Below are 25,212 nucleotides of genomic sequence, written 5' to 3' on the forward strand. Positions count from 1 at the left end.
CGGCCGGTGGCCGTTCCCGCGCGCCCGCTGCCCGCCGCCGCGTCCGCCGTACCGGGCCGGCCCGTCACGGAGGAGGTCGCGTGAGCCTACGCCGCCCCATCCCGCTGTCCCTGCGCCGCCGCCCGGTGCCGTGGGACCGTCAGCGGCCCACCTGGCGCGACGCGAAGCCCGCGGTGATCGCGCAGGCGCTGAGACGGTCTCAGGCGCGCCCCTCGGGCAACTGGTACGTCGTCGGCGCGACCCGGGACCTGCGCGCCGACCGCCCGCTGGCGCGCACCGTCGCGGGGCAGGAGGTGGTCGTCTGGCAAGCCGCCGACGGCCGGCTCGTGGCCGGCCCCGGTATCTGCCCGCATCTGGGGGCGCCGCTGCGGGACAGCCCCGTGCGCTGCGGCACCCTGGTGTGCCGCTGGCACGGCCTCGCCCTCGAGGGCGGCCCGTACGCGGGCTGGCGGCCGCTGCCGGTGCACGACGACGGGGTCCTGGTGTGGGTGCGGCTGGACGCGGTCGGCGGGGAGCCCCCGCTGGACGCGCCGGTCGTGCCGGTGCGGCCCGACGGGGAGCGCGCCCTGACGGCCGTCTACGTCGGGACGGGGACCTGCGAGCCCGAGGACGTCGTGGCCAATCGCCTGGACCCGTGGCACGGGGCCTGGTTCCACCCGTACTCGTTCGTCGACCTGACGGTCGTCGGTTCACCGGACGGCGGCGCGGAGGGCAGCGAAGACGCGTTCACCGTCGACGTCTCCTTCAAGGTGGCGGGGCGGCTGGTGGTGCCGGTGCGGGCCGTGTTCACCGCTCCCGAGCCGCGCACGGTGGTCATGCACATCACCCGTGGCGAGGGCGCGGGTTCCGTGGTCGAGACGCACGCCACCCCGCTCGGCACGGACGCGCACGGCCGGCCGCGCACGGCGGTCGTCGAGGCCGTGGTGGCGGTCTCCGACCGCCGCGGCTTCGCCGCCGCACGCCGGGCCGCACCGGTGCTGCGCCCCCTGATGCGTGCCGCGGCGGGGCGGCTCTGGCGCGACGACCTGGCCTATGCCGAACGCCGCTGGGAGCTGCAATCCACGGGGCGCCACCCCGGGTGAGCGCCGCCCGGCGGCCGGTGACGCCCGCTCACCGGGGCCGCCGCCTCCTGCCCGCGCCGCTGCCGTGGGTGACCCAGTCGGGGACGGTCTACCCGGGCAGCGGCGTGCGCAGGGCCAGCAGGGCGACGTCGCGCCGCCTCGAACGATTCGTCGCCCGAGAGGTCTACCGCGCCCTGACCAGCACACCAACCGCACGAATCACTCGAACCGACCTGACTCCAGCGGCTTGACAGCCATAAGAGCATCCGGGGCTTTCACACCGGGCGCCGCGGCCCCGGGAGTGACGGCAGCCTGAACCACACTGCCTTGCCGGACCTGGTGGCGCGGTGACCGCAGGACGAGCTGAGGCTGCGGATCAGCAGCAGGCCCCGCCCGTGCTCCTGCCAGGGGTCGGGCGCCCCCTTGGGCGGGCGGGTCAGGTTGCCGGGTGGTGCCGGGTCCGGATCGTGCACCTCGACCGTGCACCCCGTCGGCATCAGCTCGACGACCAGCTCTATCGGCCCGTCGCCCATGGCGTGCTCCACGGCGTTCGCCACCAGCTCCGCGGTGAGCAGCTCCGCGGTGTCGCTGTCCGCCGCGTGCTCGATCTCCGCCAGTGCCGTACGGACCAGTGCCCGGGCGACGGGCACGGCCGCGGCGGTCTGCGGCAGCGCGATGCGCCAGGAGGCGGGGGCGGGTGGCTCGTGCAAGGCGGGTCCGTTCATGGCGCAGGCTGTCCTGCTTTCGACTCGGGCATGGTACGGGGCACCCCGTGAGGGGCGGTCGGCGGGCTCGACCCGGGAACTCGGTCGGCTCCCCGGTACCGGGCTGCGTACCCCTGCCGACGCCCGGCCGCGCACGGCCGGACCCGTCGTTACCGGCCTGTCGACAAGGTGTGACGCAGGCCTGGCGGCTCTGTCACACGGCGTCCTGCGCGCTCCGTGTGCGACCGCCTCTTTCCGTTCCGCGAAGCCGATCGTGCGATGGTTCACCGGATTCATGAAGAATCCGGGCGTATCACGATCGAACCCACCCTGTATTGCGCCATCGTGACGACAGTCACCAATGAGTGATAACTTCAGGGGGGAACAGCACAGCAGACAGCCGCCGCCCCGTCCGAGGAGGCCGCACGTCATGAGTCCCTTCACCGGTTCCGCCGCCCGCACCTCCGACTGGCGGCATCTGCGGTGCGCGTTCGCCGACGGGGTCGCCACGGTGACCCTGGCCCGCCCTGAGAAACTCAACGCGCTCACCTTCGGCGCCTACGCCGACCTGCGCGATCTGCTCGCCGAGCTGTCCCGGGAGAAGTCCGTGCGGGCCCTGGTGCTGGCCGGCGAGGGGCGCGGCTTCTGCTCGGGCGGCGACGTCGACGAGATCATCGGCGCCACCCTGTCCATGGACACCGCCCGGCTGCTCGACTTCAACCGCATGACCGGGCAGGTCGTACGGGCCCTGCGGGAGTGCCCGTTCCCAGTGGTCGCCGCCGTGCACGGGGTGGCCGCCGGTGCCGGCGCCGTCCTCGCGCTGGCAGCGGACTTCCGGGTGGCGGACCCCTCCGCCCGCTTCGCGTTCCTCTTCACCAAGGTCGGGCTGTCCGGCGGCGACATGGGTGCCGCCTATCTGCTGCCGCGGGTCGTGGGGCTCGGGCACGCCACCCGGCTGCTCATGCTCGGCGAGCAGGTGCGGGCGCCCGAGGCCGAGCGGATCGGGCTGATCAGCGAGCTGACCGAGGAGGGCGGCGCCGACGAGGCCGCCCGGGCGCTGGCCCGCCGGCTCGCCGAGGGCCCGGCGCTCGCCCACGCGCAGACGAAGGCGCTGCTCACCGCCGAGCTCGACATGCCGCTCGCCGCCTCGGTGGAACTGGACGCCTCGACCCAGGCGCTGCTGATGAACGGCGAGGACTACGCCGAGTTCCACGCCGCCTTCACCGAGAAGCGGACCCCCAAGTGGCGGGGGAGGTGACGGGGCCGTGCGTGTCGCGGTGATCGGCGGAGGGCCGGGCGGGCTCTACGCGGCGGCTCTGCTCAAACGCCTCGACCCCTCCCGCGAGGTCACGGTCTGGGAGCGCAACGCACCCGACGACACCTTCGGCTTCGGTGTCGTGCTGTCCGACGAGACCCTCGGCGGCATCGAGCACGCGGATCCGGTCGTGTACGAGGCGCTGAAGGCCGAGTTCGTGCGCTGGGACGACATCGACATCGTGCACCGGGGCGTGCGGCACACCTCCGGCGGCCATGGCTTCGCCGCGCTCGGCCGGCGCAGGCTCCTGGAGATCCTGCACGAACGCTGCCGCGGCCTGGGGGTCGAGCTGCGCTTCAGGACCGAGGCCCCCTACCCGGCCTGGCTGGCGGAGGAGTACGACCTGGTGATCGCCGCCGACGGGGTGCACAGCGCCACCCGTGAGGCGTACGCCGAGGCGTTCGGGCCCTCGGTCGAGGAGCACCGCTGCCGCTACATCTGGCTCGCCGCGGACATCGCCTTCGACGCCTTCCGCTTCGAGATCGCCGAGACCGAGCACGGCGTGATGCAGCTGCACGGCTACCCCTTCGCGGCCGACGCCTCCACGGTGATCGTGGAGATGCGCGAGGAGGTGTGGCGGGCGGCCGGATTCGCCGAGACGGAGACCGCCGAGTCGATCGAGCGCTGCGCCAAGATCTTCGCGGACGCGCTGGACGGCCGGTCCCTGCGGTCCAACAACTCCGCCTGGACCACCTTCCGCACGGTCGTCAACGACCACTGGTCGCACGGCAATCTGGTCCTCCTCGGCGACGCCGCGCACACCGCGCACTTCTCGATCGGATCGGGCACCAAGCTGGCGGTCGAGGACGCGCTGGCGCTGGCCGCGTGCCTGCGGGAGCACACCACGCTGCCGCAGGCGCTGGCCGCCTACGAGGAGGAGCGCCGCCCGGTCGTCGCCTCCACCCAGCGCGCGGCCCGGGCCAGCCTGGAGTGGTTCGAGAACCTCGGCCTCCACCTCGGCCGGCCGCCCCGGCAGTTCGCCTTCAACCTGCTCACCCGAAGCCGCCGGGTCACCCACGACAACCTGCGGCTGCGCGACGCGCGCTTCACGGACGCGGTGGAGCGCGAGTTCGGCTGCCCGCCCGGCACACCCCCGATGTTCACCCCCTTCCGGCTGCGCGGGCTGACCCTGCGCAACCGGGTCGTGGTCTCGCCGATGGACATGTACTCGGCGGTGGACGGCGTTCCCGGAGACTTCCACCTCGTCCACCTGGGCGCGCGGGCGCTCGGCGGGGCGGGCCTGGTGATGACGGAGATGGTGTGCGTGAGCGCCGAGGGCCGGATCACTCCCGGCTGCGCGGGGCTCTACACCGGGCGGCAGGCTGAGGCATGGCGGCGGATCACCGGCTTCGTGCACGCCCAGGCGCCGGGCACCGCGATCGGCGTGCAGCTCGGGCACAGCGGCCGCAAGGGCTCCACCAAGCTGATGTGGGAGGGCATGGACGAGCCGCTGGACGAGGGCAACTGGCCGCTGGTGGCCGCCTCCCCGATCCCGTACACGCCGGCGAGTCAGACGCCCCGCGAGCTGTCCCGCGCCCAGCTGACCGACATCCGCGAACAGTTCGCGGCCGCGGCCTGGCGCGCCGCCCGCTGCGGCTTCGACCTCCTCGAACTCCACTGCGCCCACGGCTATCTGCTCTCCGGGTTCCTCTCGCCGCTCACCAACCACCGCACGGACGCCTACGGCGGCACGCTCGCGCAGCGGCTGCGCTTCCCGCTCGAGGTCTTCGACGCCGTGCGCGCCGTGTGGCCCGAGGAGAAGCCCATGACGGTACGGATCTCCGCGACCGACTGGGCCGAGGGCGGCACCACGGCCGAGGACGCCGTCGAGACCGCCCGCGCCTTCGCCGCGCACGGCGCCGATGCGATCGACGTGTCCACCGGGCAGGTGGTGGCGGAGGAACGGCCGGCGTACGGGCGCTCGTACCAGACCCCGTACGCCGACCGGATCCGCCACGAGACCGGCGTCCCGGTGATCGCGGTGGGGGCCATCTCGTCCTGGGACGACGTCAACTCACTGATCCTGGCCGGGCGCACCGATCTGTGCGCGCTGGCCCGGCCACATCTGTACGACCCGCACTGGACCCTGCACGCGGCGGCCGAGCAGGGGTACAGCGGGCCTGGCGTGGTGTGGCCCGCGCCCTACCGGGCGGGCAGCCGGCGCCCGCAGACGGGGCGCGCGGACGCCCCGAAGCCCCGGCTCACGCTCGGTGGCTGAGACTCACCCCGGCAGGTCCGCCACACCCGCGAAGACCGCCCCCGCGTCCCGCAGCCGCTCGTGCAGCGCCCGGAAGACCGCGGCCGAACGGGCGCCCGGCCAGTCGTGGGGGAGCAGGCCGGCCGGCAGCCCGGGGTCGGCGTACGGCAGATGGCGCCAGGAGTCCAAGGCGAGCAGATAGTCGTGGTAAGCCTCCTGGGGCGGGGTGTCCTCGCGGTCCTCCCAGGCGTGCAGCACGCGCGCGTGGCGGTCGAGGAACGCCTCGTGCTGCCCCGCGATCGCGGCCAGGTCCCACCAGCGCGCCACCGCCTCGACGGTCGGCGCGAAACCGAGGTGCTCGCCGCGGAAGAAGTCCACGTACGCGTCCAGGCCCAGCCGCTGAAGGGTGTGGCGGGTCTCCTCGTACAGGCGTGCCGGGGCGATCCACACCCCTGGGGCCGCGGTGCCGAAGCCGAGTCCCGCGAGCCGGGAGCGCAGCAGGTGCCTCTTCTGCCGCTCCGACTCCGGCACGGAGAACACGGCGAGCACCCAGCCCTCGTCCCGCGGGGGCGCCGTCGCGTACACGCGCCGGTCGCCGTCGTCGAGCACCTGCCGGGCGTCCGGCGACAGCGCGTACCCGGCAGCGCCCGCCACCGTGCGCTCGGGCACCAGCAGTCCGCGCCGTTTCAGCCGGGACACCGACGAGCGTACGGACGGCGCGTCCACGCCGACCGCGCCGAGCAGCCTGATCAGCTCGGCCACCGGCACCGGGCCGGGGGTGAAGCGGCCGTAGGCGCCGTAGAACGTGACGATGAGGGAGCGGGGAGCGTGCTGATCGGACACGATGATCACTCTAGATCGTCCGCGTCACTCATGATCACCTTGTACCGGTTCGGAGTTGGCGCCCGCGCCGTCGCCCGTACCGCGGGCACCCCGCGCGGGTGCCGTGGGCTCCGTCCGCAGCCGGAAGCGCTGGAGCTTGCCCGTCGCCGTGCGCGGCAGCGCGTCCAGGAAGACGAACTCCCGTGGGCACTTGTACGGGGCCAGCTCGGCCTTGAGGAAGGCGCGCAGCCCTTCCGGGTCGCGCCGCGCCCCGGGGCGGAGGACCGCGTACGCCGCCACCACCTGGCCGCGCGCCTCGTCGGGCCGCCCGACGACCGCCGTCTCGACCACGTCGGGATGGCGCAGCAGCGCGTCCTCGACCTCGGGACCCGCGATGTTGTATCCGGCCGAGATGATCATGTCGTCGGCGCGCGCGACATAGCGGAAGTAGCCGTCGGGTTCGCGGACATAGGTGTCGCCGGTGATGTTCCAGCCGCCTTGGACGTACTCCCGCTGCCGCGGGTCGGCGAGGTAGCGGCAGCCGACCGGGCCGCGCACCGCGAGCAGCCCGGGCTCGCCGTCGGGCACGGGCCTGCCCTGCGCGTCCTGCACGCGCGCCTGCCACCCCGGTACCGGAACTCCGGTGGTTCCCGGGCGGATCCGGTCGTCCGCGGCGGAGATGAAGATGTGCAGCAGCTCGGTGGCGCCGATGCCGTTGATGATGCGCAGCCCGGTGCGCTCGTGCCAGGCCCGCCAGGTGGCCGCGGGCAGGTTCTCGCCGGCGGACACACAACGCCGCAGCGACGCGATGTCGTACCCGTTCAGCTCGTCGAGCATCGCGCGGTACGCGGTCGGCGCGGTGAACAGCACGGAGACGCGGTGCTCGGCGATCGCGGGCAACAGCTGCCGGGGACCGGCCTGTTCGAGCAGCAGGGCACTGGCGCCGGCCCGCAGCGGGAAGACGACGAGGCCGCCGAGCCCGAAGGTGAAGCCCAGCGGGGGGCTGCCCGCGAACACGTCCCCGGGGCGCGGTCGCAGCACGTGCCGGGAAAAGGTGTCCGCGATGGCGAGCACGTCCCGGTGGAAGTGCATACAGCCCTTCGGGCGGCCCGTGGTGCCGGAGGTGAAGGCGATGAGCGCCACGTCGTCCGCGGCCGTCTCCACGGGCGGGTAGGGCTCCTCGGGTGCCGGCAGGCGCAGCAGGTCGTCGGGGCCGTCGCCGCCGTAGATGGTGACGCGCAGCCCGGGCACGCCGGCCTTCACCAGGTCGTCGGCGGCGCGGACGTCGCACAGGGCGTGGCCGACCCGGGCGATCCCGCACATGGTGCGCAGCTCGTGCGGGCGCTGCTGGGCGAGCACGGTGACGGCGACCGCGCCCGCCTTGAGCACCGCCAGCCAGCAGGCGGCGAGCCAGGGGGTCGTGGGGCCGCGCAGCAGGACGCGGTTGCCGGGGACGACACCGAGGCGGGAGGTGAGCGCGTGGGCGATCCGGTCGACACGGGTGCGCAGTTCGCCGTACGTCCACACGCCGCCGTCCGCCGTGCGGAACGCGGGGCGCACCGGGTCGGTGCCGGCGAGCAGTTCGGCGGCCGCGTTCAGCCGTTCGGGGTAACGCAGCCCGGCAAGGTCGAAGCGGAGGCGCGGCCACTGCTCACGGGGCGGGAGATGGTCGCGGGCGAAGGTGTCGTGATGGGCGGTGGGGGCGCCCGAGTCACTTCCGGCGGCCGTGCCGCCGTCCGGGTCCGGGTCCGGGTCCGTGGTGGCGCTCGTGGCGTCCCTGTGGTCCATGGCGGTTCGCCCCCTCGTCGTGGTGGGCTCGCACAGGGAGCGTATCGTGTTGGTGACGACAGTCAATGGTCCGCGATACGGTCGGATCGTCGAGGCGCGCACCCCTGTACACCGCCAGGAGAGGGGACCGGCAATGACCGCATTCTCACTCGATCCGGCACAGACCGCCCGCAGCGCGGAGCTGCGCACACTGGCCGTGCGGCGGCTGCGGCCGCTCGCGGAGCAGGGCGAGCCGGGCCGGGTCAATCGCGCACTCGTCGCCGAACTCGGGCAACTCGGCCTGCTGGATCGCCTGTTCACCTCCGGCGCGCTGGAGTTGTGCCTGATGCGGGAGTCCCTGGCGTACGCCTGCACGGAGGCCGAGACGGCGCTCGCCCTGCAGGGCCTGGGCGCGCATCCGGTGCACGCACACGGTACGCCGGCCCAGCGCGCCCGCTGGCTGCCCGGAGTCCGCGCGGGCACCACCGTGGCGGCCTTCGCCCTGACGGAACCGGACGCGGGCTCGGACGCGGCGGCGCTGACCCTCACGGCGCGGCCCGATTCCCCGTCCGGCTGGCGGCTCACCGGTGAGAAGTGCTGGATCTCCAACGCACCCGAGGCCGGCTTCTACACCGTCTTCGCCCGCACCACCCCCGGGGCCGGCTCCCGGGGCGTGACCGCGTTCCTCGTACCCGCCGACCGCCCCGGCCTCGGCGGCGCCCCGCTCGATATGCTCTCGCCGCACCCCATCGGCGTCCTCTCCTTCGACGCCGTGCCCGTGACCGCGGACGACGTCCTCGGCGAGCCGGACCGAGGCTTCCGTGTCGCCATGACCACCCTCAATCTGTTCCGTCCCAGCGTCGGCGCCTTCGCGGTCGGCATGGCGCAGGCGGCCCTCGACGCGACGCTCGCCCACACCGCCGGACGGGACGCGTTCGGCGGCAAGCTGAAGGACCTTCAGGCCGTCTCCCACCAGGTCGCCGAGATGGCCCTGCGCACCGAGGCGGCCCGCCTCATGGTGTACGCGGCGGCGACCGCGTACGACGAACGCGCCCCGGACGTGCCACGCCGGTCCGCCATGGCCAAGCTGCTCGCCACCGAGACCGCGCAGTACGTCGTCGACACGGCCGTCCAACTGCACGGCGCCCGCGCCCTGCGCCGCGGCCACCTCCTCGAACACCTCTACCGCGAGGTGCGTGCCCCCCGGATCTACGAGGGCGCGAGCGAGGTCCAGCGCGGCATCATCGCCAAGGAGCTGTACGCGGCCGTGCGGAGCACGGAGACCGTGACGACCACAGGGACCGGGGCGACCGAGACGACCGAGACGACCGTGGAGGCCGCCCCGTGACCACCGAACGCGTGAACCCGCCCGAACTCTCCCCACCCACCGGCTTCTCGCACGCCGTCGTCGCCACCGGCACCCGGCTGGTCTTCCTGGCGGGCCAGACCGCCCTCGACACGGACGGCAAGGTGGTCGGCGACACGCTGCCCGAGCAGTTCGAGCGCGCGCTCACCAACCTGCTCACCGCCCTGCACGCGGCCGGCGGAACCCCCGCGGACCTCGCCCGGGTCACCGTCTACGCCGCCGACGTGGCCGACTACCGCGCACACGCCGCCGAACTCGGGCGCATCTGGCGGGACTCGGCGGGCCGCGATTACCCCGCGATGGCCGTCGTGGGGGCCGTCCGCCTCTGGGACGAGGAAGCCCTCGTGGAACTCGACGGCTTCGCCGTGCTCCCGTAGCCCGCGCGTCGGGCCGCCACGGCGAGGTGCTCCATCGGCACCCGGCGCGGAGCGGCCACACTGCCTTCGGGGAGCAGTTCACCGGTGTCGTCGACGACGATCACGCCGTTGCACAGAAGGCTCCTTCTCTGCACTTCACCCTTTCGATGGGGTCGCTGCTCTGGCTGAAGCGCCGCCCGATCCTTGGTTGTGTCCGGTTTCAGTGGAGTCGGGACAGTGTCGGCACCGCCTGTCGGATCCCGCCGGGCGTCTGGCGCCCCGAGGCACAGCCAAGGCTCAGTTGATTCGAACGCGCATAGGGTCGGATCGGCAAACGACTTGCATGCAGATTCGAGGAGGCGGTCGCTGGTGGTTCTACAGGTGCGAGGCATTGTGTTGCCGGAACGGGAAGAGCGGTCGTTCTGGATCGATGGAGACTGGTTACGGACCGAGCCGGTCCCGGACGCGGATGTCGTCGTCGAGGGGGGTTGGCTGCTGCCCGGGCTGGTCGACGTGCACACGCATCCGGGCACCGAGAACCTCGATGCCCCGTTCAGCGATGAGATGCTCCGCCAACACCTGACCGATCACCGCGATGCTGGCGTGCTGCTGGTCCGGACGCCCGGGTCTGCCGCGCGCATTCCGGATTGGGTGGACATGGATCTGCAGATGCCGCGGGTCCGTTCAGCCGGACGCTGGCTGGCCACTCCCGGCCGCTTTCTTCCCGGTTTCGGCCGCGACGTGAGTGAAGAGGATCTGGTGCATGCGGCTGTCGAGGAGGCCAAGGCGTCTTCAGGCTGGTGCAAAGTCATCGCCGACTGGAGGCACGACGAGCCGGCACTGCCACAGAACATCCTCACTGCGGTCGTGCAAGCCGTGCATGCGATCGGCGGCCGAGTAGCCGCCCACTGCCAGACCGCTGACGGCAGTCTCAATGCCGTTCAAGCAGGCGTCGACAGCCTGGAGCACGGCATGCACCTGGACCCTGGCCTGATCGATCAGATGGCCTCCCAAGGCACCGCGTTCGTCCCGACGCTCAGCGTCTTCGGCGCTGGAGCGGACCGACAGCGTGCTGAGGAACCGAGCGCCCGTCGCGACTGGTGGCTGGCCGGTTGGGAAGGCATGCTGCCCAACGTCCGGGCGGCGCACGAAGCAGGCGTCACTGTCCTCGCGGGAACCGACAGCTTCCCGTGTGGCACTGTCACGTCAGAGGTCGAATGGCTGGTCCGCGCCGGTCTGTCGACCGAAGCGGCTCTGGGCGCGGCGTCGTGGTCGGCCAGGTCCTGGCTCGGTCTGCCAGGGCTAGTTGATGGAGGCCCCGCTGACCTCGTCGCCTATGACACGGACCCGACTCTCGACAGCTCGGTTCTGGCCCACCCGAGCCGCATCATCCTGCGTGGCCGAGTCATCGCCTGACACTCGGCAAGGCTCTCTCTGCACTTCACTCGATCGAGGTTCGTTGTGGATCACTGGGTCTCCTCGGGGCGGGGGTGTGGGATACCGAGGTCGGTGACGGGCCTCTTGGTGAGGCGTGCGGCCTCGGCTTGCTTGGCGCGCAGGAAGGTCAGGGTGGAGTCGATGCCTTCGACCTCGCCGAGCCAGTGCTCTTCCTGGGCTCGTTTGCGGCGCAGGAGGAGGTCCTTCTCGATCTCTGCGAGGCGGGGCAGCATCTTGAGGTTGACCTGGAGCATCGGGCAGCGGATGCAGGCTTCTCTGAACTTGGGGCCGGTCTGTCGCAAGCCTCTGATCCGTAGCTCTCTGAAACCGAATCGGTGATGTCCGAGAGATCACAGCGAGATGTTCCGGAGAGCGAGAGCCCGCTCCGTCTGTCGCCTTGGAGGCCGCGCGGATAGGGATGCGGTCATGGTCGGTGGTTCGGGCGTTCGTCCCAGTGGTGAGTCGTCCATGCCTGCCGGATCAGACTACGCACGGTGATGATCGTGTCGGCGAGGTCGAAGAATGCCGTCGATGACGGTAGTGCGCCGCTCGTAGCAGCGGGCGAGGCGGTAGAAGGCGTTCTGCCAGGCGTGGGTGCGTTCGACATGCCAACGCCGACTGGCCTGAATGGGTGCTTTCTTATGAGGTGGCCGGGCGTTATTGGGTTCCCGGCGAGCCGCTGGACCACGGCTCGATCACCCGCGGCGACCACGCAGCCGACACGCTGGCGGGCTTCCTCCGGGCACTCCATGTGGAGGCGCCCGCCGAGGCGCCGATCGCTACGGACCGCGGTGGCCACCCCAGGAACTGCACGGAGGGCTTCGAGAACTTCTTCCAGGCCGTTGCCCCCGACGACATCGCTGCCGACGTCCGGGCCGTCTGGGAAGACGCCGTTGCGGCCCACGCGTGGGAGGGTCCGAGGGTGTGGGTGCACGGCGACCTCCATCCCGCGAACGTCGTTGTCTCGGACGGAACGCTCTCGGGCATCGTCGACTTCGGCGACATGTTCGCCGGCGATCCAGCGTGGGACCTCGCCGCCGCATGGGTGCTGCTGCCCGCGGGCACGGCCTCACGGTTCTTCGACATGTACGCGTATACAGACGAGGCAGCGATCCGGCGCGCTCGCGGGCTGGCCGCGATGAAGAGCCTCTTCCTGATGCTCATGGGGCAGAACGGAGATCGGGGTCTTCCCGGCGGCAAGCCGAACTGGGGACCTGTAGGCCGGGCGGCACTTGATCGTGTTCTGAAGGGCGTTTGACGCTCGCTTTCTTTGAACCCGTTCTCGATCTTGGTTGAGGGCCATGCGGCAGCCCACCTTCGTGGGTTCATCGATCACCACGCGTGGTGGGAATGCCAAGGTCCACGGGCGTATGCTGCCCGTGGGCCTGATCGAGCTGGCAGAGCTTCTCCTCGGCGCCAGCCAGGCTGATCTGGAGACCTTCGACCTCACCGAGCCAGCCTTCCCTCTCAGCTTCGGCGATTCGGGCGATCAAGTTGCCACGGATCTCGGCAAGCCGTGCCCGTTGGGCCGGGTCAGGCCGAGGGAGCGAGCATCTGCACAAGCGTGCTCATGAATGCAGGGAGAACCGAAGGCGCGTGCGCAAGTGCCGATGGATACCTTCCGCTTCTCGAAGTGGGCTAGGAAGGCGTCCCACTCCTCCTCCGTCGGGATCCGGTACTCCTCGCTGGGACGGGAGGCCCGTCGACGGGCGATGAACGCCCGGTGGGCCTCGATCGTCTCGGCAGGGTAGACCGCTAATGGTGGAGTCGGGTATTGGAACTGTATGAATGCCCCGGCCCGGGCCCGTGTGACGCCCCGGACACCGGTGTCAGCCGCCTTGTGTGGAGGTGCCAGGGATCGGTCATACCTGTTCGAAGTGGAACGCCTTGATGAAGCAGTCGCGGGGCTGGTCGACGGCGAAGAGGATGCACTCCACGAGTGACTGCGCGGTGAGGGCGTCCTTGGCCTCGCGCGGTGTGGTCTCCCATTCCTCGGAGAGCGGGTCAGGGTTGGCGAAGTCGGGCGGGTAGAGGGAGATCACCCGGACTCCCTGAGGCCGCAGACGCTTGGAGAGAATCTCGGCGAACCCTGTTTGGGCGCTCTTGGCCGCGTAGAAAGCGTCGTGCGCGTCCGAGCGGTGATGCCCGGCCGTTCCGCAAGCGGAGACCATGGTTACCACGTCCGGCTTATCCGAGTTGAGCAGGAGAGGGAGGAAGTTCTTCACGGTCAGGACGGTGCCGGTGGCGCCGGATGCGATGGTGTCGACGATGTCGGCGTCGGAGACGGATTGGAGGTCTGGGCCTTCGAGGTAGCGGGAGCCGTTGTTGATCAGCACGTCGATGCGGTCGGTGTGCCGGGCGACGTCGGCAGCGAAGTCTCGGATCGAGGCGGGGTCCGTCAAGTTGCAGGAGAAGGCGTGGACTTGCTGCTGCCCTCGGTCGCGAATCTCGTTGCGGACACGCTCAGCGGCGGCGAGGTTCCGGGCGGAGAGGAAGACCTCGGCGCCGAGGTCTGCGAGACGGATGGCCAAGGTGCGGCCGAAATCACGGCCGGCGGCCGTGATGACCACGCGGTGGTCGTCGAATCTCATGTCGTCGCTCCTGCTTCGTGGATCGGATGTTGGCGTGAAGCGCGGCGGCTGACATCGGCGGCGAGGGTGAACAGGGCTGTGGAGCGGTCCTGTTGGGGCCGGATGCCGATCTTGTTCAGTCGCAGACCGACCTTACTGTCGCTGAGCGGACGCCCTGGTTGTCCTCCGGGGAAGAGCCAGGGAATGTCGTCCGGAGTGCCGATCTTGGCCTTGCCGCGTCGGGTCGCGATGAGTTCGCGGACCAGGGCGGCAAGCGGCATTGGAAGGATGACGGGCGAGGATCCGAAGGTGATCGCGACGGTCTCGCCGGTGATGTCGACGTCCTCGACGGTGAGTTGGCTGATGGTGGAGATCTTCTGCGCGTAGAGGACCAGCAGCAGTCCAGCGACTCGGTCCGCGGTGGGTAGCGTGTCGTCGTTGAGGAGGCGGCGTGCGTTGGTCCAGCGTTTCTCGCTGTCGATGGTGCCCTGCGGGCCGGTCCAGCGGACGGCGCCGCAGGTGAGGCCGTGGGCATGGCGATGCTGTACGAACCAGCGAACGAAGTGGCCGGTCTCGTTCCGGTAGCGGAAGGCGGGATCGGTCATCCAGCGTTCCAGGTCGGCTTGAGTGCAGACACCCAGGGTGAGACCTTCGCCGGCGAGCCAGGCGAGGAAGTTGTCGGCCGCAGTGACGTGGCAGCGCACGTTCATGTCCTGCAGCTGAGTGGTGTGCTGTTCGCCGACTCGGCGGCGGAGTCGGCGCAGGTGGTGCCAGACCGCGTAACCGTGCAGGATCCGGCGTTGGGGGAGGTCCGTGCGGGCCTGGACGGTTGTGGTGATCCATTTCTCCAGAGCGACGAGCCGTTCGTCGCGCGGCGGCAGGGCGCCCGTCGCGACGAGGACGCTGCGAAGGTGAGCCAGCACCTTGCCCGGCGGAAGTTCGTCGAGGACGTCGTGGGTGACGGGAGGCTCGTCGCGGCCTATGCGCTCCAGCAGGTCCCGGGCCTTTGTTCGGGAGATCCAGGCCAGACCCGTTCGGCACCCGGGTGCTGAACACCACCACCACCAGCGGCGCACCGGCGAGCACACCGTCCTCAAGATCTTCGGTGACGCCTTCGTCCAGGTCTTCAAATCACCCTTCGAGTTCCTCAGCGGCGCAGGTGGCCTCACGGGCCGGCGAGGCCAGGTGTACGAGTCCGAGACGTCCGTCCTGGGATCCGAGGGGCTGCCGAAGAGCTCCATCGGCGACGGCAGGTCACATTGACGGGCCGGGAGGTTTCTTCCTCGCCACCCATTACGCTGACGCGGAGTTCTTTGCCCTTGGAAGTGCAGGACAGAGCGGAATCATCAAGGTCAAGATCACGGACACGGCGATGAGCAAGTTCGAGGAGGCCGGAGCCGTGACCCGGAAGATTCCGGAATCACCGAAGTCAGCGAAATTCCAGGGTTACGAGTTCCACATCCCCCATCGGCCCTCAACCTCTTCGATCGGCTCAGGCAGGCCGGCGGCATCGAAATATCACCCTGACGACATCACCCAACCCGACGTGATGGGTTACCTGCGGAGGAACGAGAGCCAGTTCTTCCACCCGGGTACCTACGACGCCATCGAACTGGCAGACACGATCGCCACCGAAGCTCCTCGGATGAGTGCGATGCGGCCGCATGAACCGGTTTGTGGTTCATGCGGCCGCATCGGTGTCGCCACGCCCGCTCCAGACTCGCATTAGCGCAGGTCAGACAGGGCCCGGCGGCATCCGTCCGTCAGATGTTCCGGAACGTCTCGATCTGCGCCCCCACCGTGTTGAGCCGCTCGGCCAGATCCTCGTAGCCGCGGTTGATGACGTACACGTTCCGCAGCACGGACGTGCCCTCCGCCGCCATCATCGCCAGCAGCACGACGACGGCGGGCCGCAGCGCGGGCGGGCACATCATCTCGGCGGCGCGCCAGCGGGTGGGACCCTCCACCAGGACCCGGTGCGGGTCGAGGAGCTGCAGCCGCCCGCCGAGCCGGTTCAGGTCGGTGAGGTAGATGGCCCGGTTGTCGTACACCCAGTCGTGGATCAGCGTCTTGCCCTGTGCCGCGGCTGCGATGGCCGCGAAGAACGGGACGTTGTCGATGTTCAGGCCGGGGAACGGCATCGGGTGGATCTTGTCGATGGGCGCCTCCAGCTTGGAGGGCCGCACGGTCAGGTCCACCAGCCGCGTGCGGCCGTTGTCGGCCACGTACTCGGGCGTGCGGTCGTGGTCGAGCCCCATCTCCTCGAGCACCGCGAGCTCGATCTCCAGGAACTCGATCGGCACGCGCCGGACCGTGAGCTCGGACTCGGTGACGACCGCTGCGGCGATCAGGCTCATCGCCTCGACCGGGTCCTCGGAGGGGGAGTAGTCCACGTCGACGTCGATGGTGGGCACGCCGTGCACGGTGAGCGTGGTGGTACCGATGCCCTCGATCCGGACGCCGAGCGCCTCCAGGAAGAAGCAGAGGTCCTGGACCATGTAGTTGGAGGAGGCGTTGCGGATGACCGTGACACCGTCATGGCGGGCGGCGGCGAGCAGGGCGTTCTCCGTCACGGTGTCGCCGCGCTCGGTCAGGACGATCGGGCGGCGGGGACGGACCGATCGGTCCACCACGGCGTGGTACTGCCCCTCCGTGGCGGTGACGTCGAGCCCGAACCGGCGCAGCGCGATCATATGCGGCTCGACGGTGCGCGTGCCCAGGTCGCAGCCGCCCGCGTACGGCAGCTTGAAGCGGTCCATGCGGTGCAGCAGCGGACCGAGGAACATGATGATGGACCGCGTACGGCGGGCCGCCTCGGCGTCGATGGCGTCCAGGTCGAGGCCGGCGGGCGGCACGATCTCCAGATCGACCCCCTCGTTGATCCACCGGGTCCGCACGCCGATCGATCCGAGCACCTCCAGCAGGCGGTACACCTCCTCGATCCGGGCGACCCGGCGCAGGACCGTGCGTCCGCTGTTCAGCAGCGAGGCGCACAGCAGGGCCACACAGGCGTTCTTGCTCGTCTTCACGTCGATGGCGCCGGAGAGCCGGCGCCCGCCGACCACCCGAAGATGCATGGGGCCCGCATACCCCAGCGACACGATCTCACTGTCCAGGGCTTCACCGATCCGGGCGATCATCTCAAGGCTGAGGTTCTGATTGCCGCGCTCGATGCGGTTCACGGCGCTCTGACTGGTGCCGAGTGCCTCTGCGAGCTGCGCCTGGGTCCAGCCCCGGTGTTGCCGGGCGTCACGGATGAGCTTGCCGATGCGTACGAGGTAGTCGTCGGACATGAGGCTGAGGTTATCTCAGATATGAGATGGCGCCTCTTGTGGGATCCGTTCGGGTGACGGGGGTGTCGGGCTCCGCGCGGGTCGCGGCGCGGCGGGGGATCGCGCTGGGACGGGACGTGATCCGGTGTCCTGTCCCAATGGCGTCTGCCGACACCGGGGTGCTGACCTGGGCGGACTGTCTTCGCCGAGGCAGGACCAGGGATCGGGTCGTGGCCTCCCGTTCCATGGACCTTGACCTCGTCCAGCTCGATACCTCCGTGGCTGCGCAAAGCAGTGGTGACCATGAGCTCAGCGAAGTCGTCCTCAACGGAGATCGCGAGTTCGCTTGCCGGTCCGCAGGACCGTGACCAGCGGGCCACGGGAGGCCTCGATCGCGACCGGGATCGGAGTGTCCTCGGTGTCGCCGTGCTCGGCGAGCAGGTCCAGCAGAATCCTGTGGCCGGCCGCGTCGCCTGGTGGACCGGGCAACCACTCGCCCCCACCGAACCGCCTGCACCATGCCCGCCGAGTGCCTGGTACGTGCGTGGGGTTCAGCCCAGTAGCTGTCTGATCGCCGTCACCAGCGCCTCGCCCGTCTGCTGGACGGCCGTTCCGGCGACCAGTGCCGGCAGGGAACGGGCCGCTGCACGCAGGGCGGGGCGGAAGCCGTCGCCCTCCGGGTCCGTCAGGGCGCCCGCCAACACCGTCGTCTGGTCTCGCAGGGCCTCCGGGTCCGTCAGCAGGGCCGCGTTGTGGTCGATGTCCGCGCGGAAGGCGGTCAGGAGGGTGGCGAGGGAGTCGAGTGGAACGCTGCCCTGGCTTGTGCCGGTCTGTGTGATGTGGGACAGGCGGTGGCCGACGGCGTTCTGCGCGGTGCCGGTGTTGTCGCCGCCGATGCTGATGCCGGACCCCGGGGACTGTGCGGGCTCGGGGGACGGGTCCCTGCGCGGAAACCCTGGGCTCATGAGCACTCCTTCGGTTGAGGCGGGGGCGGGTGCCATGGGCGCCGTCTGCGCCACCTGAGTGAGCGTCACACCCCCCGCGAGTTGGATCCCCGCATTGTTGTCGCCCAGCACCTGAATGCTGTTGATCACCGTGCGCCGGTCGGAGAACGCCTCCGTCGCGAAGCCGTGGCGTTCGAGCAGGGCCTCCACGGCGTTGAGGACGGCGGCCTGCATCAGCTCGACGTGGCGTTCGGCGTCGCCTCTTTGGTGCAGGTCGGAAACCTCGGGCAGGGACAGGGCATCGCGCAGGCTCAGCGGGCCGTCGCGCTCGGCCGGATCCGACTGCCGTACCGGTACCTTTCGGAGCTGCCGCCACAGCATCAGCCACAGCCCCGCCGCACCGCGCAGGCCCTCGATCGCCGCGGGAGAGACCGGTTCGGGCAGCGGCAGCAGCGGTGCCATCACCTGTGGCCGCAGCGTGAGCCGCAATTCACCGGCCTGGAGGGCCGCGTGCACGAACAGGCTCACCACGAGCTGCCCTTGCCAGCTGACGCACTGAGCCCGCAGATAAGGCCGCTCCGGCCGGCCCAGCCCAGCCGCCGTCTCCGACGCCCCGGCCCCGCTCCGGCTGCGCTCCAGCCACAGGCCGGCCGGCAGGGCCAGTACCCGGGCCACCGAGAAGCCAGGCAGTGGGGCGGTCTCCTCGGCGCTGCCGGGCCCGCCCTTGCCGTGGCCGGCGGCGGTCAGTGCGGCCCCGATGCTTTCCAGCACCTCTGTCTCGTGCAGCGCCACGACGGACCGCTCGGGCTGCCCGGGCCGCAGCGGCACGCGGATTACCGCCGCGCCCCGGGCTTCCCGGCCCGCGCCGATGAAACGGCCCTGGACGTCGTACGGCAGCGCGATGCCGTTCTGCCGGGTGCCGACCCACTCCACGCGTCTGCGGGCCCGTGGCCCGGCGGAGGGCAGCCGCTCCCGGATGCCGCCGTCCCTGCTCGCCCGTCCCCGCGCCGACCGGGCGACCACCCCATCGACGACGTACACCAGGGCCACGGCGGATGCCAGCACGAAGGGGAGCTGGGCGCTGCGCACCCACACCTCGTGGAAGCTGTCGTGTTCCTGCATCTTGACCAGCGTGAACACCCAGTACCCGATCAGCGGTGCCAGCGCCCAGCTCGGCCCGGACGAACCCACCACCCAGGCGAGACCGAGCGCACCCAGCCATGCCAGGGCCGAGACCGGCGCCCAGGCCACGACGAGGCCGAGCACCGCCACCACCGCGACCTGGCGAAGCAGCCGCCGCCGACGGACGCGCACCCCGTGCATGAGCACCGGTACCAGATCGAAACCGTACGACGGGACCGTGCGCGCCGGGTCGCGCAGCACGTCCTTGACCAGCCGGAGCAGCCGCGTCTCGCCCCACGGCGTGGGGCCGCCGAGATGGGCCGGGCGCGCATAGAGTGCCGTGCAGAGTTGCCGTGTGACGTCGGAGCCTGCTGTCTGCGGCGGTGAATCGCCCGCCGATAACCCTCTGGTCCCCACCTGTATCGCTCCCCCGGTCCGGCGTACGCGGTGCCTGGGGGTATATTCGCCTCACCGGCCCCGGTCGCGCCATTCCCCCCACACCGCGTGCGGATGGTGACGCGTCCCACGGGTGACAACCGGCCAGGCGCGTGATCCGCCGGACTCGTACAGCCTCCGCTTCCCGCCCCCGTCCGCCGGCTTGGGGGTCGTGTACGCCGGGATCCGGCCCGTCGTCTCGCAGTGGGTCGCCTCGCAGCGGGGATGCCGGTGGTGCGACAGCCACCCGACATTCGCCGGTGATGCCGTGTCCGCACCGCGACCCGCTCGAAGTCCCACTCGGCCCGGGCACAAGCCAGGCGCGTCGCCTCGAACGCTTCGGTGTCCCTCGGCTCGGTCCGCTTGTGCGCACAGGCGCGGACGACGACCGCCGAGCCGTGGCTTGCTTGCGGCGCACGAAGCAGTCCGGGGCGTGCAGACGTTCCCGCTCGCCGTCGTGCCAGCGCGGCCGGAACGGCTGAGCGTCCATGGCCACCCGGCACCTCCAGCGCGCTCACCTCGCACGCCTGGGTCCACCGGCAAGGAAGCCAGAGCGACCGGGTTCGCTGTCAAACGCCTCGATTGCACGACACGATTGCACGACAGCGGACAACCGGGTCCCGCATGACCATCCGGCCCCCATGTACTAGAGTTATCTCGACATCGAGATATCTGCCGAGGTGCACCGCAGCCGCCCCGGCGGTAAGGATTACCTGACTTAGCCTTACCTTACCGAACCGGCCGAGGCGTCGTGGCGGCAGGATTGCGGTGGTACGCGCACATCAATGAAGGAGACTGTCGTGTCGGCGAACAGCTTCGACGCCCGCAGCACGCTGCAGGTGGGCGACGAGTCGTACGAGATCTTCCGGCTGGACAAGGTGGAGGGCTCGGCCCGCCTGCCGTACAGCCTCAAGGTCCTGCTGGAGAACCTGCTCCGCACCGAGGACGGCGCGAACATCACCGCCGACCACATCCGTGCCCTCGGCAACTGGGACTCCCAGGCCCAGCCGTCGCAGGAGATCCAGTTCACGCCGGCCCGCGTGATCATGCAGGACTTCACCGGCGTGCCCTGCGTCGTCGACCTCGCCACCATGCGCGAGGCCGTCAAGGAGCTCGGCGGCGACCCGGCGAAGATCAACCCGCTGGCCCCGGCCGAGCTGGTCATCGACCACTCCGTCATCGCCGACAAGTTCGGCACGAACGACGCCTTCAAGGCGAACGTCGAGCTGGAGTACGGCCGCAACAAGGAGCGCTACCAGTTCCTGCGCTGGGGCCAGACCGCCTTCGACGAGTTCAAGGTCGTCCCGCCGGGCACCGGCATCGTCCACCAGGTCAACATCGAGAAGCTGGCCCGCGTCGTCATGGTCCGCGACGGCAAGGCGTACCCCGACACCCTGGTGGGCACCGACTCGCACACCACCATGGTCAACGGCCTCGGTGTCCTCGGCTGGGGCGTCGGCGGCATCGAGGCCGAGGCCGCGATGCTCGGCCAGCCGGTCTCCATGCTCATCCCGCGCGTGGTGGGCTTCAAACTGACCGGTGAGCTCAAGCCCGGCACCACCGCCACCGACCTGGTGCTCACCATCACCGAGATGCTCCGCAAGCACGGCGTGGTCGGCAAGTTCGTCGAGTTCTACGGCGAGGGCGTCGCCGCCACCTCCCTCGCCAACCGCGCCACCATCGGCAACATGTCGCCGGAGTTCGGCTCCACCGCCGCGATCTTCCCGATCGACGAGGAGACCCTCAACTACCTGCGCCTGACCGGCCGCTCCCCGCAGCAGGTCGCCCTCGTCGAGGCGTACGCCAAGGAGCAGGGCCTCTGGCTGGACCCGAAGGCAGAGCCGGAGTTCTCCGAGAAGCTGGAGCTCGACCTGTCCACGGTCGTCCCCTCCATCGCCGGCCCGAAGCGCCCGCAGGACCGAATCGTCCTGGCGAACGCCGCCGAGCAGTTCAAGCAGGACGTCCGCAACTACGTCGACACCGTCGACGAGGCGGGCAAGGAGTCCTTCCCGGCCTCCGACGCCCCGGCCGTCCACAACGGCGTACCGGCCAACCCGGTCCCGGTCACCGCCCCCGACGGCACCACCTACGAGCTGGACCACGGTGCGGTGGCCGTCGCGGCCATCACCTCCTGCACCAACACCTCCAACCCGTACGTCATGGTCGCCGCCGCGCTGGTGGCCAAGAAGGCGGTCGAGAAGGGCCTGACCCGCAAGCCGTGGGTGAAGAGCACCCTCGCCCCGGGCTCCAAGGTCGTCACCGACTACTTCGACAAGGCCGGCCTGACCCCGTACCTCGACAAGCTCGGCTTCAACCTCGTCGGCTACGGCTGCACCACCTGCATCGGCAACTCCGGCCCGCTGCCGGAGGAGGTCTCCAAGGCTGTCAACGACCACGACCTCGCCGTCGTCTCGGTCCTCTCCGGCAACCGGAACTTCGAGGGCCGCATCAACCCCGACGTCAAGATGAACTACCTGGCGTCCCCGCCGCTGGTCGTCGCCTACGCCATCGCCGGTTCCATGAAGGTGGACGTCACCAGGGACGCCCTGGGCACCGACCAGGACGGCAACCCGGTCCACCTGACGGACATCTGGCCCAGCGAGGCCGAGGTCAACGAGGTCGTCGCCAGTGCCATCGGCGAGGACATGTTCACCAAGTCCTACAGCGACGTCTTCGCCGGCGACGCGCAGTGGCAGGCGCTGCCGATCCCGACCGGCAACACCTTCGAGTGGGACCCGGAGTCGACGTACGTCCGCAAGCCCCCCTACTTCGAGGGCATGGGCATGGACCCGGAGCCGGTCTCCGACATCGCCGGCGCCCGTGTACTGGCCAAGCTGGGCGACTCCGTCACCACCGACCACATCTCCCCGGCCGGTGCGATCAAGGCCGACACCCCGGCCGGCAAGTACCTCACCGAGCACGGCGTCGAGCGCCGCGACTTCAACAGCTACGGCTCCCGCCGCGGCAACCACGAGGTCATGATCCGCGGTACGTTCGCCAACATCCGCCTGCGCAACCAGATCGCGCCGGGCACCGAGGGCGGCTACACGCGTGACTTCACGCAGGAGGGCGGCCCGGTCTCCTTCATCTACGACGCCTCGCGCAACTACATCGAGCAGGGCGTCCCGCTGGTCGTCCTGGCCGGCAAGGAGTACGGCTCCGGCTCGTCCCGAGACTGGGCGGCCAAGGGCACGGCACTCCTCGGCGTCAAGGCCGTCATCGCCGAGTCGTACGAGCGCATCCACCGCTCGAACCTCATCGGCATGGGCGTCCTGCCGCTGCAGTTCCCGGAGGGCGCCTCGGCCGGGTCCCTCGGCCTGACCGGCGAGGAGACCTTCTCCTTCACCGGTGTGGAGGAGCTGAACAACGGCACCACCCCGCGCACGGTCAAGGTCACCACCGACACCGGGGTCGAGTTCGACGCGATCGTCCGCATCGACACCCCCGGTGAGGCCGACTACTACCGCAACGGCGGCATCATGCAGTACGTGCTGCGCAGCCTCATCCGCAAGTAAGGGATCCGGTACGGCGGTTGGGCCGCGACCCCGGCGACGGGGCCGCGGCCCGCTGCCGTTTCGGGCGGGAGAAGGGGGCGGAGCACGCCGTCGGCCTGACGGTCAGCGGCCGTCCCCAGGGCGGCTCGCATGGAAGTCGTGGTCTTGGAACAAACGCTGCGTGAGCGCCCGGGCGACGAAGCCCCGTGGGGCGCCTACGGCGGCTGGTTGCGTAAACAGGGTGATCCCCGGGGCGAGTTGATCCAACCTGGGGCCGTCGGACGGCGTCCAGGCACCCCTCAGATCCACCCGGCCGCCTGAGCGATCGCGAAGGGCGCGGGGACCAGGGTCGTCAGACGCAGGTACAGGCCCAGCGGTCTGCCCTCCTGCCAGGGCATGAGGACGTCCACCACGAGCACCATCCCGAGGACGAACGCGCTGCCCAGTGCCGCGCCCAGGGCCATGCCGACCGTGTTGTCGGGTGATCCCCTGCCGCAGCCCACCCCGTTGGCGCAACCGGCCAGTACGTATCGGGTCAGCAGCCACCGGACGCACACGCCCGGGACGATCGCGACCGTCCCGATCAGAAGGTTCGCCGCCGCGGCCGCCCACCAGGAACCGGCGGTGTCCGTGTCATGGCCACCGTCCGTGCCGGAACCGTGCACAGCCCGCCCTTTCCCCGCTCGTTGCGTTCGTACAGGTAGATGACCACAAAAGCACTCGGGTTGCCCCGCGCGCCGCCGGGGGAGGCCGACACCGCCCCCACGAGTGACCCTCGTGACACCGGCGTTGCCCCGAGCAGGTGCGAACACGACGGGACCGCCGCTCCCTTGTGCGTCAGACGTTTACAGGGAGCGCTGTGCGCGCTAGCTTCACGCACAGAGAGTGGGAGCGCTCCCATTGGGTTCGTGGTCCCGGTGGACCGGAACCCGCCCGGATCGCGCGGGCGCGCTCCTGCTCGGCACCCCTTCCGGCACGACCGTCGTATCGAGGACATGGAGGAGATTGTCATGTACCTACCAAACAGCTCGACGGCTCATCCCCGGCGATTACTCTCTCCCACCCGGCGCGGGGCCCTCCTCCTCATCGCCCTCGCTCTGCTCACCGCGCTCCCGGCCCTCGGCCTGGTCGTCGCTGCGGGCGGGAAGGCCGCCGCGCACGGCACCCCCATGAAACCCGGCAGCCGCACCTTCCTGTGCTGGCAGGACGCGCTCACCGACACCGGAGAGATCAAGCCGGTCAATCCGGCCTGCAAGGCCGCGCAGCAGACGGGCGGCACCACGCCGTTCTACAACTGGTTCTCCGTGCTGCGTTCGGACGGCGCCGGCCGCACCCGGGGCTTCGTCCCCGACGGACAGCTGTGCAGCGGCGGCAACACCAACTTCGCCGGCTTCGACCTGCCCCGTGACGACTGGCCGCTCACCCACCTCACCTCCGGCGCCACGGTCGACTTCTCGTACAACGCGTGGGCCGCTCACCCGGGTTGGTTCCGTGTCTACCTCACCAAGGACGGCTTCGACCCGTCCAAACCGCTCACCTGGGACGACATGGAGGACCAGCCGTTCCTCACCGCCGACCACCCGCCGCTGAACGGGACGCCGGGCACCGTCGAGGCCCACTACTCGTGGTCCGGCAAGCTCCCCGACAACAAGTCGGGCCGCCACATCATCTACATGGTCTGGCAGCGCTCGGACAGCGCGGAGACCTTCTACTCCTGCTCCGACGTCGTCTTCGACGGCGGCAACGGTGAGGTGACGGGTGTTCACGACCCGGGCAATCCCACCGAGCCCCCGCCGGGCGCCTGCTCCGCGGCGCGCCGTACCACCGGCAGCTGGGCCGACGGCTACCAGTCCGAGGTGACCGTCACCAACACCGGTGATGTGCCGATGCTCGGCTGGATGATCGACTGGACGCTGCCCACGGGGCAGTCGGTGGACAGCCTCTGGAACGGCAATGCCACCTACCAGGGCCAGGATGTGATGGTGCACAACGCCGACTGGAACGGGGCACTGGATCCGGGCGAGAGCACGACGTTCGGATACGTCGTCCGGGGCCCGGGGGGCGATCCGGCGACCAGCCTTTCCTGCCAGGTGGGTTGAGACGCTCGGGGCGGACCGGGTGGCGGGTGTGCGCCACCCGGTCCGCGAGCCGTTCCGGCCCACGGGGGAGAGGGCCGGAACGGACGGAACGTGGTCTGTGGGTGACCGATGGATGCGACAACGTTGTCGAGCACCTGTCGAACATGGTCTGTGGATGACTGTACGCCCTCAATGGACAACGGTGTCAAGGGCGTTCACCCGTCTGGCTGACCCGCCGGGGAGGGCGCGGGTGTCCGTGGACGCGCGGCGGG

The 25,212-nt window shown here is 70.5% G+C and carries 21 protein-coding genes and 3 pseudogenes; 12 read left to right on the forward strand and 12 right to left on the reverse strand.

What is annotated here, in order from left to right; genetic code table 11:
- Window positions 1-80 precede the first annotated feature (80 nt).
- The gene (locus ACFSL4_RS11075; protein ID WP_381081145.1) at window positions 81-1,082 is read left to right on the forward strand and encodes a DUF5914 domain-containing protein; all 1,002 of its coding nucleotides are present in this window, start codon (window positions 81-83) and stop codon (window positions 1,080-1,082) included.
- 254 nt (window positions 1,083-1,336) lie between these two features.
- Here the strand turns inward: ACFSL4_RS11075 and ACFSL4_RS11080 are convergent, their stop codons facing one another.
- Window positions 1,337-1,786 (reverse strand): ATP-binding protein, encoded by a 450-nt coding sequence (locus ACFSL4_RS11080; protein ID WP_381081147.1) that lies wholly within the window; start codon window positions 1,784-1,786, stop codon window positions 1,337-1,339.
- A gap of 409 nt (window positions 1,787-2,195) precedes the next feature.
- On the opposite strand from ACFSL4_RS11080, the gene ACFSL4_RS11085 reads away from it, so the two are divergent.
- Window positions 2,196-3,023 (forward strand): enoyl-CoA hydratase family protein, encoded by an 828-nt coding sequence (locus ACFSL4_RS11085; protein WP_381081149.1) that lies wholly within the window; start codon window positions 2,196-2,198, stop codon window positions 3,021-3,023.
- 7 nt (window positions 3,024-3,030) lie between these two features.
- Complete coding sequence (locus tag ACFSL4_RS11090) at window positions 3,031-5,298, forward strand: bifunctional salicylyl-CoA 5-hydroxylase/oxidoreductase (protein ID WP_381081151.1); 2,268 nt, start codon at window positions 3,031-3,033, stop codon at window positions 5,296-5,298.
- 3 nt (window positions 5,299-5,301) lie between these two features.
- Here ACFSL4_RS11090 and ACFSL4_RS11095 read toward each other — a convergent pair whose 3' ends face one another.
- Window positions 5,302-6,129: a PaaX family transcriptional regulator gene (locus ACFSL4_RS11095; protein ID WP_381081153.1), complete on the reverse strand. Its 828-nt coding sequence runs from the start codon at window positions 6,127-6,129 to the stop codon at window positions 5,302-5,304.
- A gap of 15 nt (window positions 6,130-6,144) precedes the next feature.
- Window positions 6,145-7,887: an AMP-binding protein gene (locus tag ACFSL4_RS11100; protein ID WP_381081155.1), complete on the reverse strand. Its 1,743-nt coding sequence runs from the start codon at window positions 7,885-7,887 to the stop codon at window positions 6,145-6,147.
- Window positions 7,888-8,020: 133 nt separating this feature from the next.
- Here ACFSL4_RS11100 and ACFSL4_RS11105 point away from each other — a divergent pair, with 133 nt between their 5' ends.
- On the forward strand, window positions 8,021-9,214 hold the full coding sequence (locus tag ACFSL4_RS11105; protein WP_381081157.1) for an acyl-CoA dehydrogenase family protein: 1,194 nt from the start codon (window positions 8,021-8,023) through the stop codon (window positions 9,212-9,214).
- Window positions 9,211-9,609, forward strand: a complete 399-nt coding sequence (locus tag ACFSL4_RS11110) for a RidA family protein (protein ID WP_381081159.1) — start codon at window positions 9,211-9,213, stop codon at window positions 9,607-9,609. Before ACFSL4_RS11105 ends, ACFSL4_RS11110 begins: the two co-directional genes overlap by 4 nt.
- On the opposite strand, the gene ACFSL4_RS11115 is transcribed toward ACFSL4_RS11110, so the two are convergent.
- On the reverse strand, window positions 9,522-9,980 hold the full coding sequence (locus ACFSL4_RS11115; RefSeq protein ID WP_381081161.1) for a DUF5999 family protein: 459 nt from the start codon (window positions 9,978-9,980) through the stop codon (window positions 9,522-9,524). The genes ACFSL4_RS11110 and ACFSL4_RS11115 overlap by 88 nt on opposite strands.
- On the opposite strand from ACFSL4_RS11115, the gene ACFSL4_RS11120 reads away from it, so the two are divergent.
- A complete protein-coding gene (locus tag ACFSL4_RS11120; protein WP_381081163.1) occupies window positions 9,958-11,004 on the forward strand; it encodes an amidohydrolase family protein in 1,047 nt (348 codons plus the stop codon). The two genes, ACFSL4_RS11115 and ACFSL4_RS11120, sit on opposite strands and share 23 nt — an antisense overlap.
- Before the next feature lie 50 nt (window positions 11,005-11,054).
- Here ACFSL4_RS11120 and ACFSL4_RS11125 read toward each other — a convergent pair whose 3' ends face one another.
- Window positions 11,055-11,327 carry a recombinase gene (locus ACFSL4_RS11125; RefSeq protein ID WP_381081165.1) on the reverse strand — a complete coding sequence of 91 codons (273 nt, stop codon included), beginning with the start codon at window positions 11,325-11,327 and terminating at the stop codon, window positions 11,055-11,057.
- 122 nt (window positions 11,328-11,449) lie between these two features.
- A pseudogene (locus ACFSL4_RS11130) lies at window positions 11,450-11,666 on the reverse strand (IS5/IS1182 family transposase); the annotation flags it as partial.
- 20 nt (window positions 11,667-11,686) lie between these two features.
- Here ACFSL4_RS11130 and ACFSL4_RS11135 point away from each other — a divergent pair.
- Window positions 11,687-12,283: pseudogene (locus ACFSL4_RS11135) on the forward strand (phosphotransferase); the annotation flags it as partial.
- A 43-nt stretch (window positions 12,284-12,326) separates the two neighbouring features.
- Window positions 12,327-12,599 carry a hypothetical protein gene (locus ACFSL4_RS11140; RefSeq protein WP_381081167.1) on the forward strand — a complete coding sequence of 91 codons (273 nt, stop codon included), beginning with the start codon at window positions 12,327-12,329 and terminating at the stop codon, window positions 12,597-12,599.
- Window positions 12,600-12,887: 288 nt separating this feature from the next.
- On the opposite strand, the gene ACFSL4_RS11145 is transcribed toward ACFSL4_RS11140, so the two are convergent.
- Complete coding sequence (locus ACFSL4_RS11145) at window positions 12,888-13,616, reverse strand: SDR family oxidoreductase (protein WP_381081169.1); 729 nt, start codon at window positions 13,614-13,616, stop codon at window positions 12,888-12,890.
- Complete coding sequence (locus ACFSL4_RS11150; RefSeq protein WP_381081171.1) at window positions 13,613-14,518, reverse strand: hypothetical protein; 906 nt, start codon at window positions 14,516-14,518, stop codon at window positions 13,613-13,615. The genes ACFSL4_RS11145 and ACFSL4_RS11150 overlap by 4 nt, the downstream gene beginning before the upstream one ends.
- Window positions 14,519-14,576: 58 nt before the next feature.
- Between ACFSL4_RS11150 and ACFSL4_RS11155 the strand changes: the two genes are divergently transcribed.
- Both ACFSL4_RS11155 and ACFSL4_RS11160 read left to right on the forward strand, forming a co-directional pair.
- On the forward strand, window positions 14,577-14,858 hold the full coding sequence (locus tag ACFSL4_RS11155) for a hypothetical protein (protein ID WP_381081173.1): 282 nt from the start codon (window positions 14,577-14,579) through the stop codon (window positions 14,856-14,858).
- A gap of 109 nt (window positions 14,859-14,967) precedes the next feature.
- Window positions 14,968-15,324, forward strand: coding sequence for a hypothetical protein (locus tag ACFSL4_RS11160; protein WP_381081175.1), 357 nt, complete (start codon window positions 14,968-14,970; stop codon window positions 15,322-15,324).
- Window positions 15,325-15,358: 34 nt separating this feature from the next.
- On the opposite strand, the gene ACFSL4_RS11165 is transcribed toward ACFSL4_RS11160, so the two are convergent.
- The 3 genes and pseudogenes from ACFSL4_RS11165 to ACFSL4_RS11175 form a co-directional block, all read right to left on the reverse strand.
- The gene (locus tag ACFSL4_RS11165; protein WP_381081177.1) at window positions 15,359-16,888 is read right to left on the reverse strand and encodes a helix-turn-helix domain-containing protein; all 1,530 of its coding nucleotides are present in this window, start codon (window positions 16,886-16,888) and stop codon (window positions 15,359-15,361) included.
- Between the two features lie 321 nt (window positions 16,889-17,209).
- Window positions 17,210-17,338, reverse strand: a pseudogene (locus ACFSL4_RS11170) (IS110 family transposase); the annotation flags it as partial.
- Window positions 17,339-17,418: 80 nt separating this feature from the next.
- Window positions 17,419-19,350, reverse strand: a complete 1,932-nt coding sequence (locus ACFSL4_RS11175) for a hypothetical protein (RefSeq protein WP_381081179.1) — start codon at window positions 19,348-19,350, stop codon at window positions 17,419-17,421.
- An 818-nt stretch (window positions 19,351-20,168) separates the two neighbouring features.
- Here ACFSL4_RS11175 and acnA point away from each other — a divergent pair.
- A complete protein-coding gene (gene acnA / locus ACFSL4_RS11180; RefSeq protein WP_381081181.1) occupies window positions 20,169-22,883 on the forward strand; it encodes an aconitate hydratase AcnA in 2,715 nt (904 codons plus the stop codon).
- A gap of 278 nt (window positions 22,884-23,161) precedes the next feature.
- On the opposite strand, the gene ACFSL4_RS11185 is transcribed toward acnA, so the two are convergent.
- Window positions 23,162-23,527 carry a hypothetical protein gene (locus tag ACFSL4_RS11185; protein WP_381081183.1) on the reverse strand — a complete coding sequence of 122 codons (366 nt, stop codon included), beginning with the start codon at window positions 23,525-23,527 and terminating at the stop codon, window positions 23,162-23,164.
- A gap of 345 nt (window positions 23,528-23,872) precedes the next feature.
- Here ACFSL4_RS11185 and ACFSL4_RS11190 point away from each other — a divergent pair, with 345 nt between their 5' ends.
- The gene (locus ACFSL4_RS11190; protein WP_381081185.1) at window positions 23,873-24,961 is read left to right on the forward strand and encodes a lytic polysaccharide monooxygenase auxiliary activity family 9 protein; all 1,089 of its coding nucleotides are present in this window, start codon (window positions 23,873-23,875) and stop codon (window positions 24,959-24,961) included.
- Window positions 24,962-25,212: the final 251 nt, after the last annotated feature.

This window comes from Streptomyces caeni, assembly GCF_042678285.1.
Classification (GTDB): Bacteria; Actinomycetota; Actinomycetes; order Streptomycetales; family Streptomycetaceae; genus Streptomyces; species Streptomyces caeni.

Excerpts from the sequence above, each read along its gene's own strand:
- ACFSL4_RS11145 (WP_381081169.1), bottom strand. The coding sequence starts at position 13,616 with ATGAGATTCGACGACCACCGCGTGGTCATCACGGCCGCCGGCCGTGAT.
- ACFSL4_RS11140 (WP_381081167.1), top strand. The coding sequence starts at position 12,327 with ATGCGGCAGCCCACCTTCGTGGGTTCATCGATCACCACGCGTGGTGGG.
- ACFSL4_RS11105 (WP_381081157.1), top strand. The coding sequence starts at position 8,021 with ATGACCGCATTCTCACTCGATCCGGCACAGACCGCCCGCAGCGCGGAG.
- ACFSL4_RS11100 (WP_381081155.1), bottom strand. The coding sequence starts at position 7,887 with ATGGACCACAGGGACGCCACGAGCGCCACCACGGACCCGGACCCGGAC.
- ACFSL4_RS11085 (WP_381081149.1), top strand. The coding sequence starts at position 2,196 with ATGAGTCCCTTCACCGGTTCCGCCGCCCGCACCTCCGACTGGCGGCAT.
- ACFSL4_RS11190 (WP_381081185.1), top strand. The coding sequence starts at position 23,873 with ATGTACCTACCAAACAGCTCGACGGCTCATCCCCGGCGATTACTCTCT.
- ACFSL4_RS11160 (WP_381081175.1), top strand. The coding sequence starts at position 14,968 with ATGAGCAAGTTCGAGGAGGCCGGAGCCGTGACCCGGAAGATTCCGGAA.
- ACFSL4_RS11080 (WP_381081147.1), bottom strand. The coding sequence starts at position 1,786 with ATGAACGGACCCGCCTTGCACGAGCCACCCGCCCCCGCCTCCTGGCGC.
- ACFSL4_RS11165 (WP_381081177.1), bottom strand. The coding sequence starts at position 16,888 with ATGTCCGACGACTACCTCGTACGCATCGGCAAGCTCATCCGTGACGCC.
- ACFSL4_RS11115 (WP_381081161.1), bottom strand. The coding sequence starts at position 9,980 with ATGCCTCGCACCTGTAGAACCACCAGCGACCGCCTCCTCGAATCTGCA.
- ACFSL4_RS11155 (WP_381081173.1), top strand. The coding sequence starts at position 14,577 with ATGCGCTCCAGCAGGTCCCGGGCCTTTGTTCGGGAGATCCAGGCCAGA.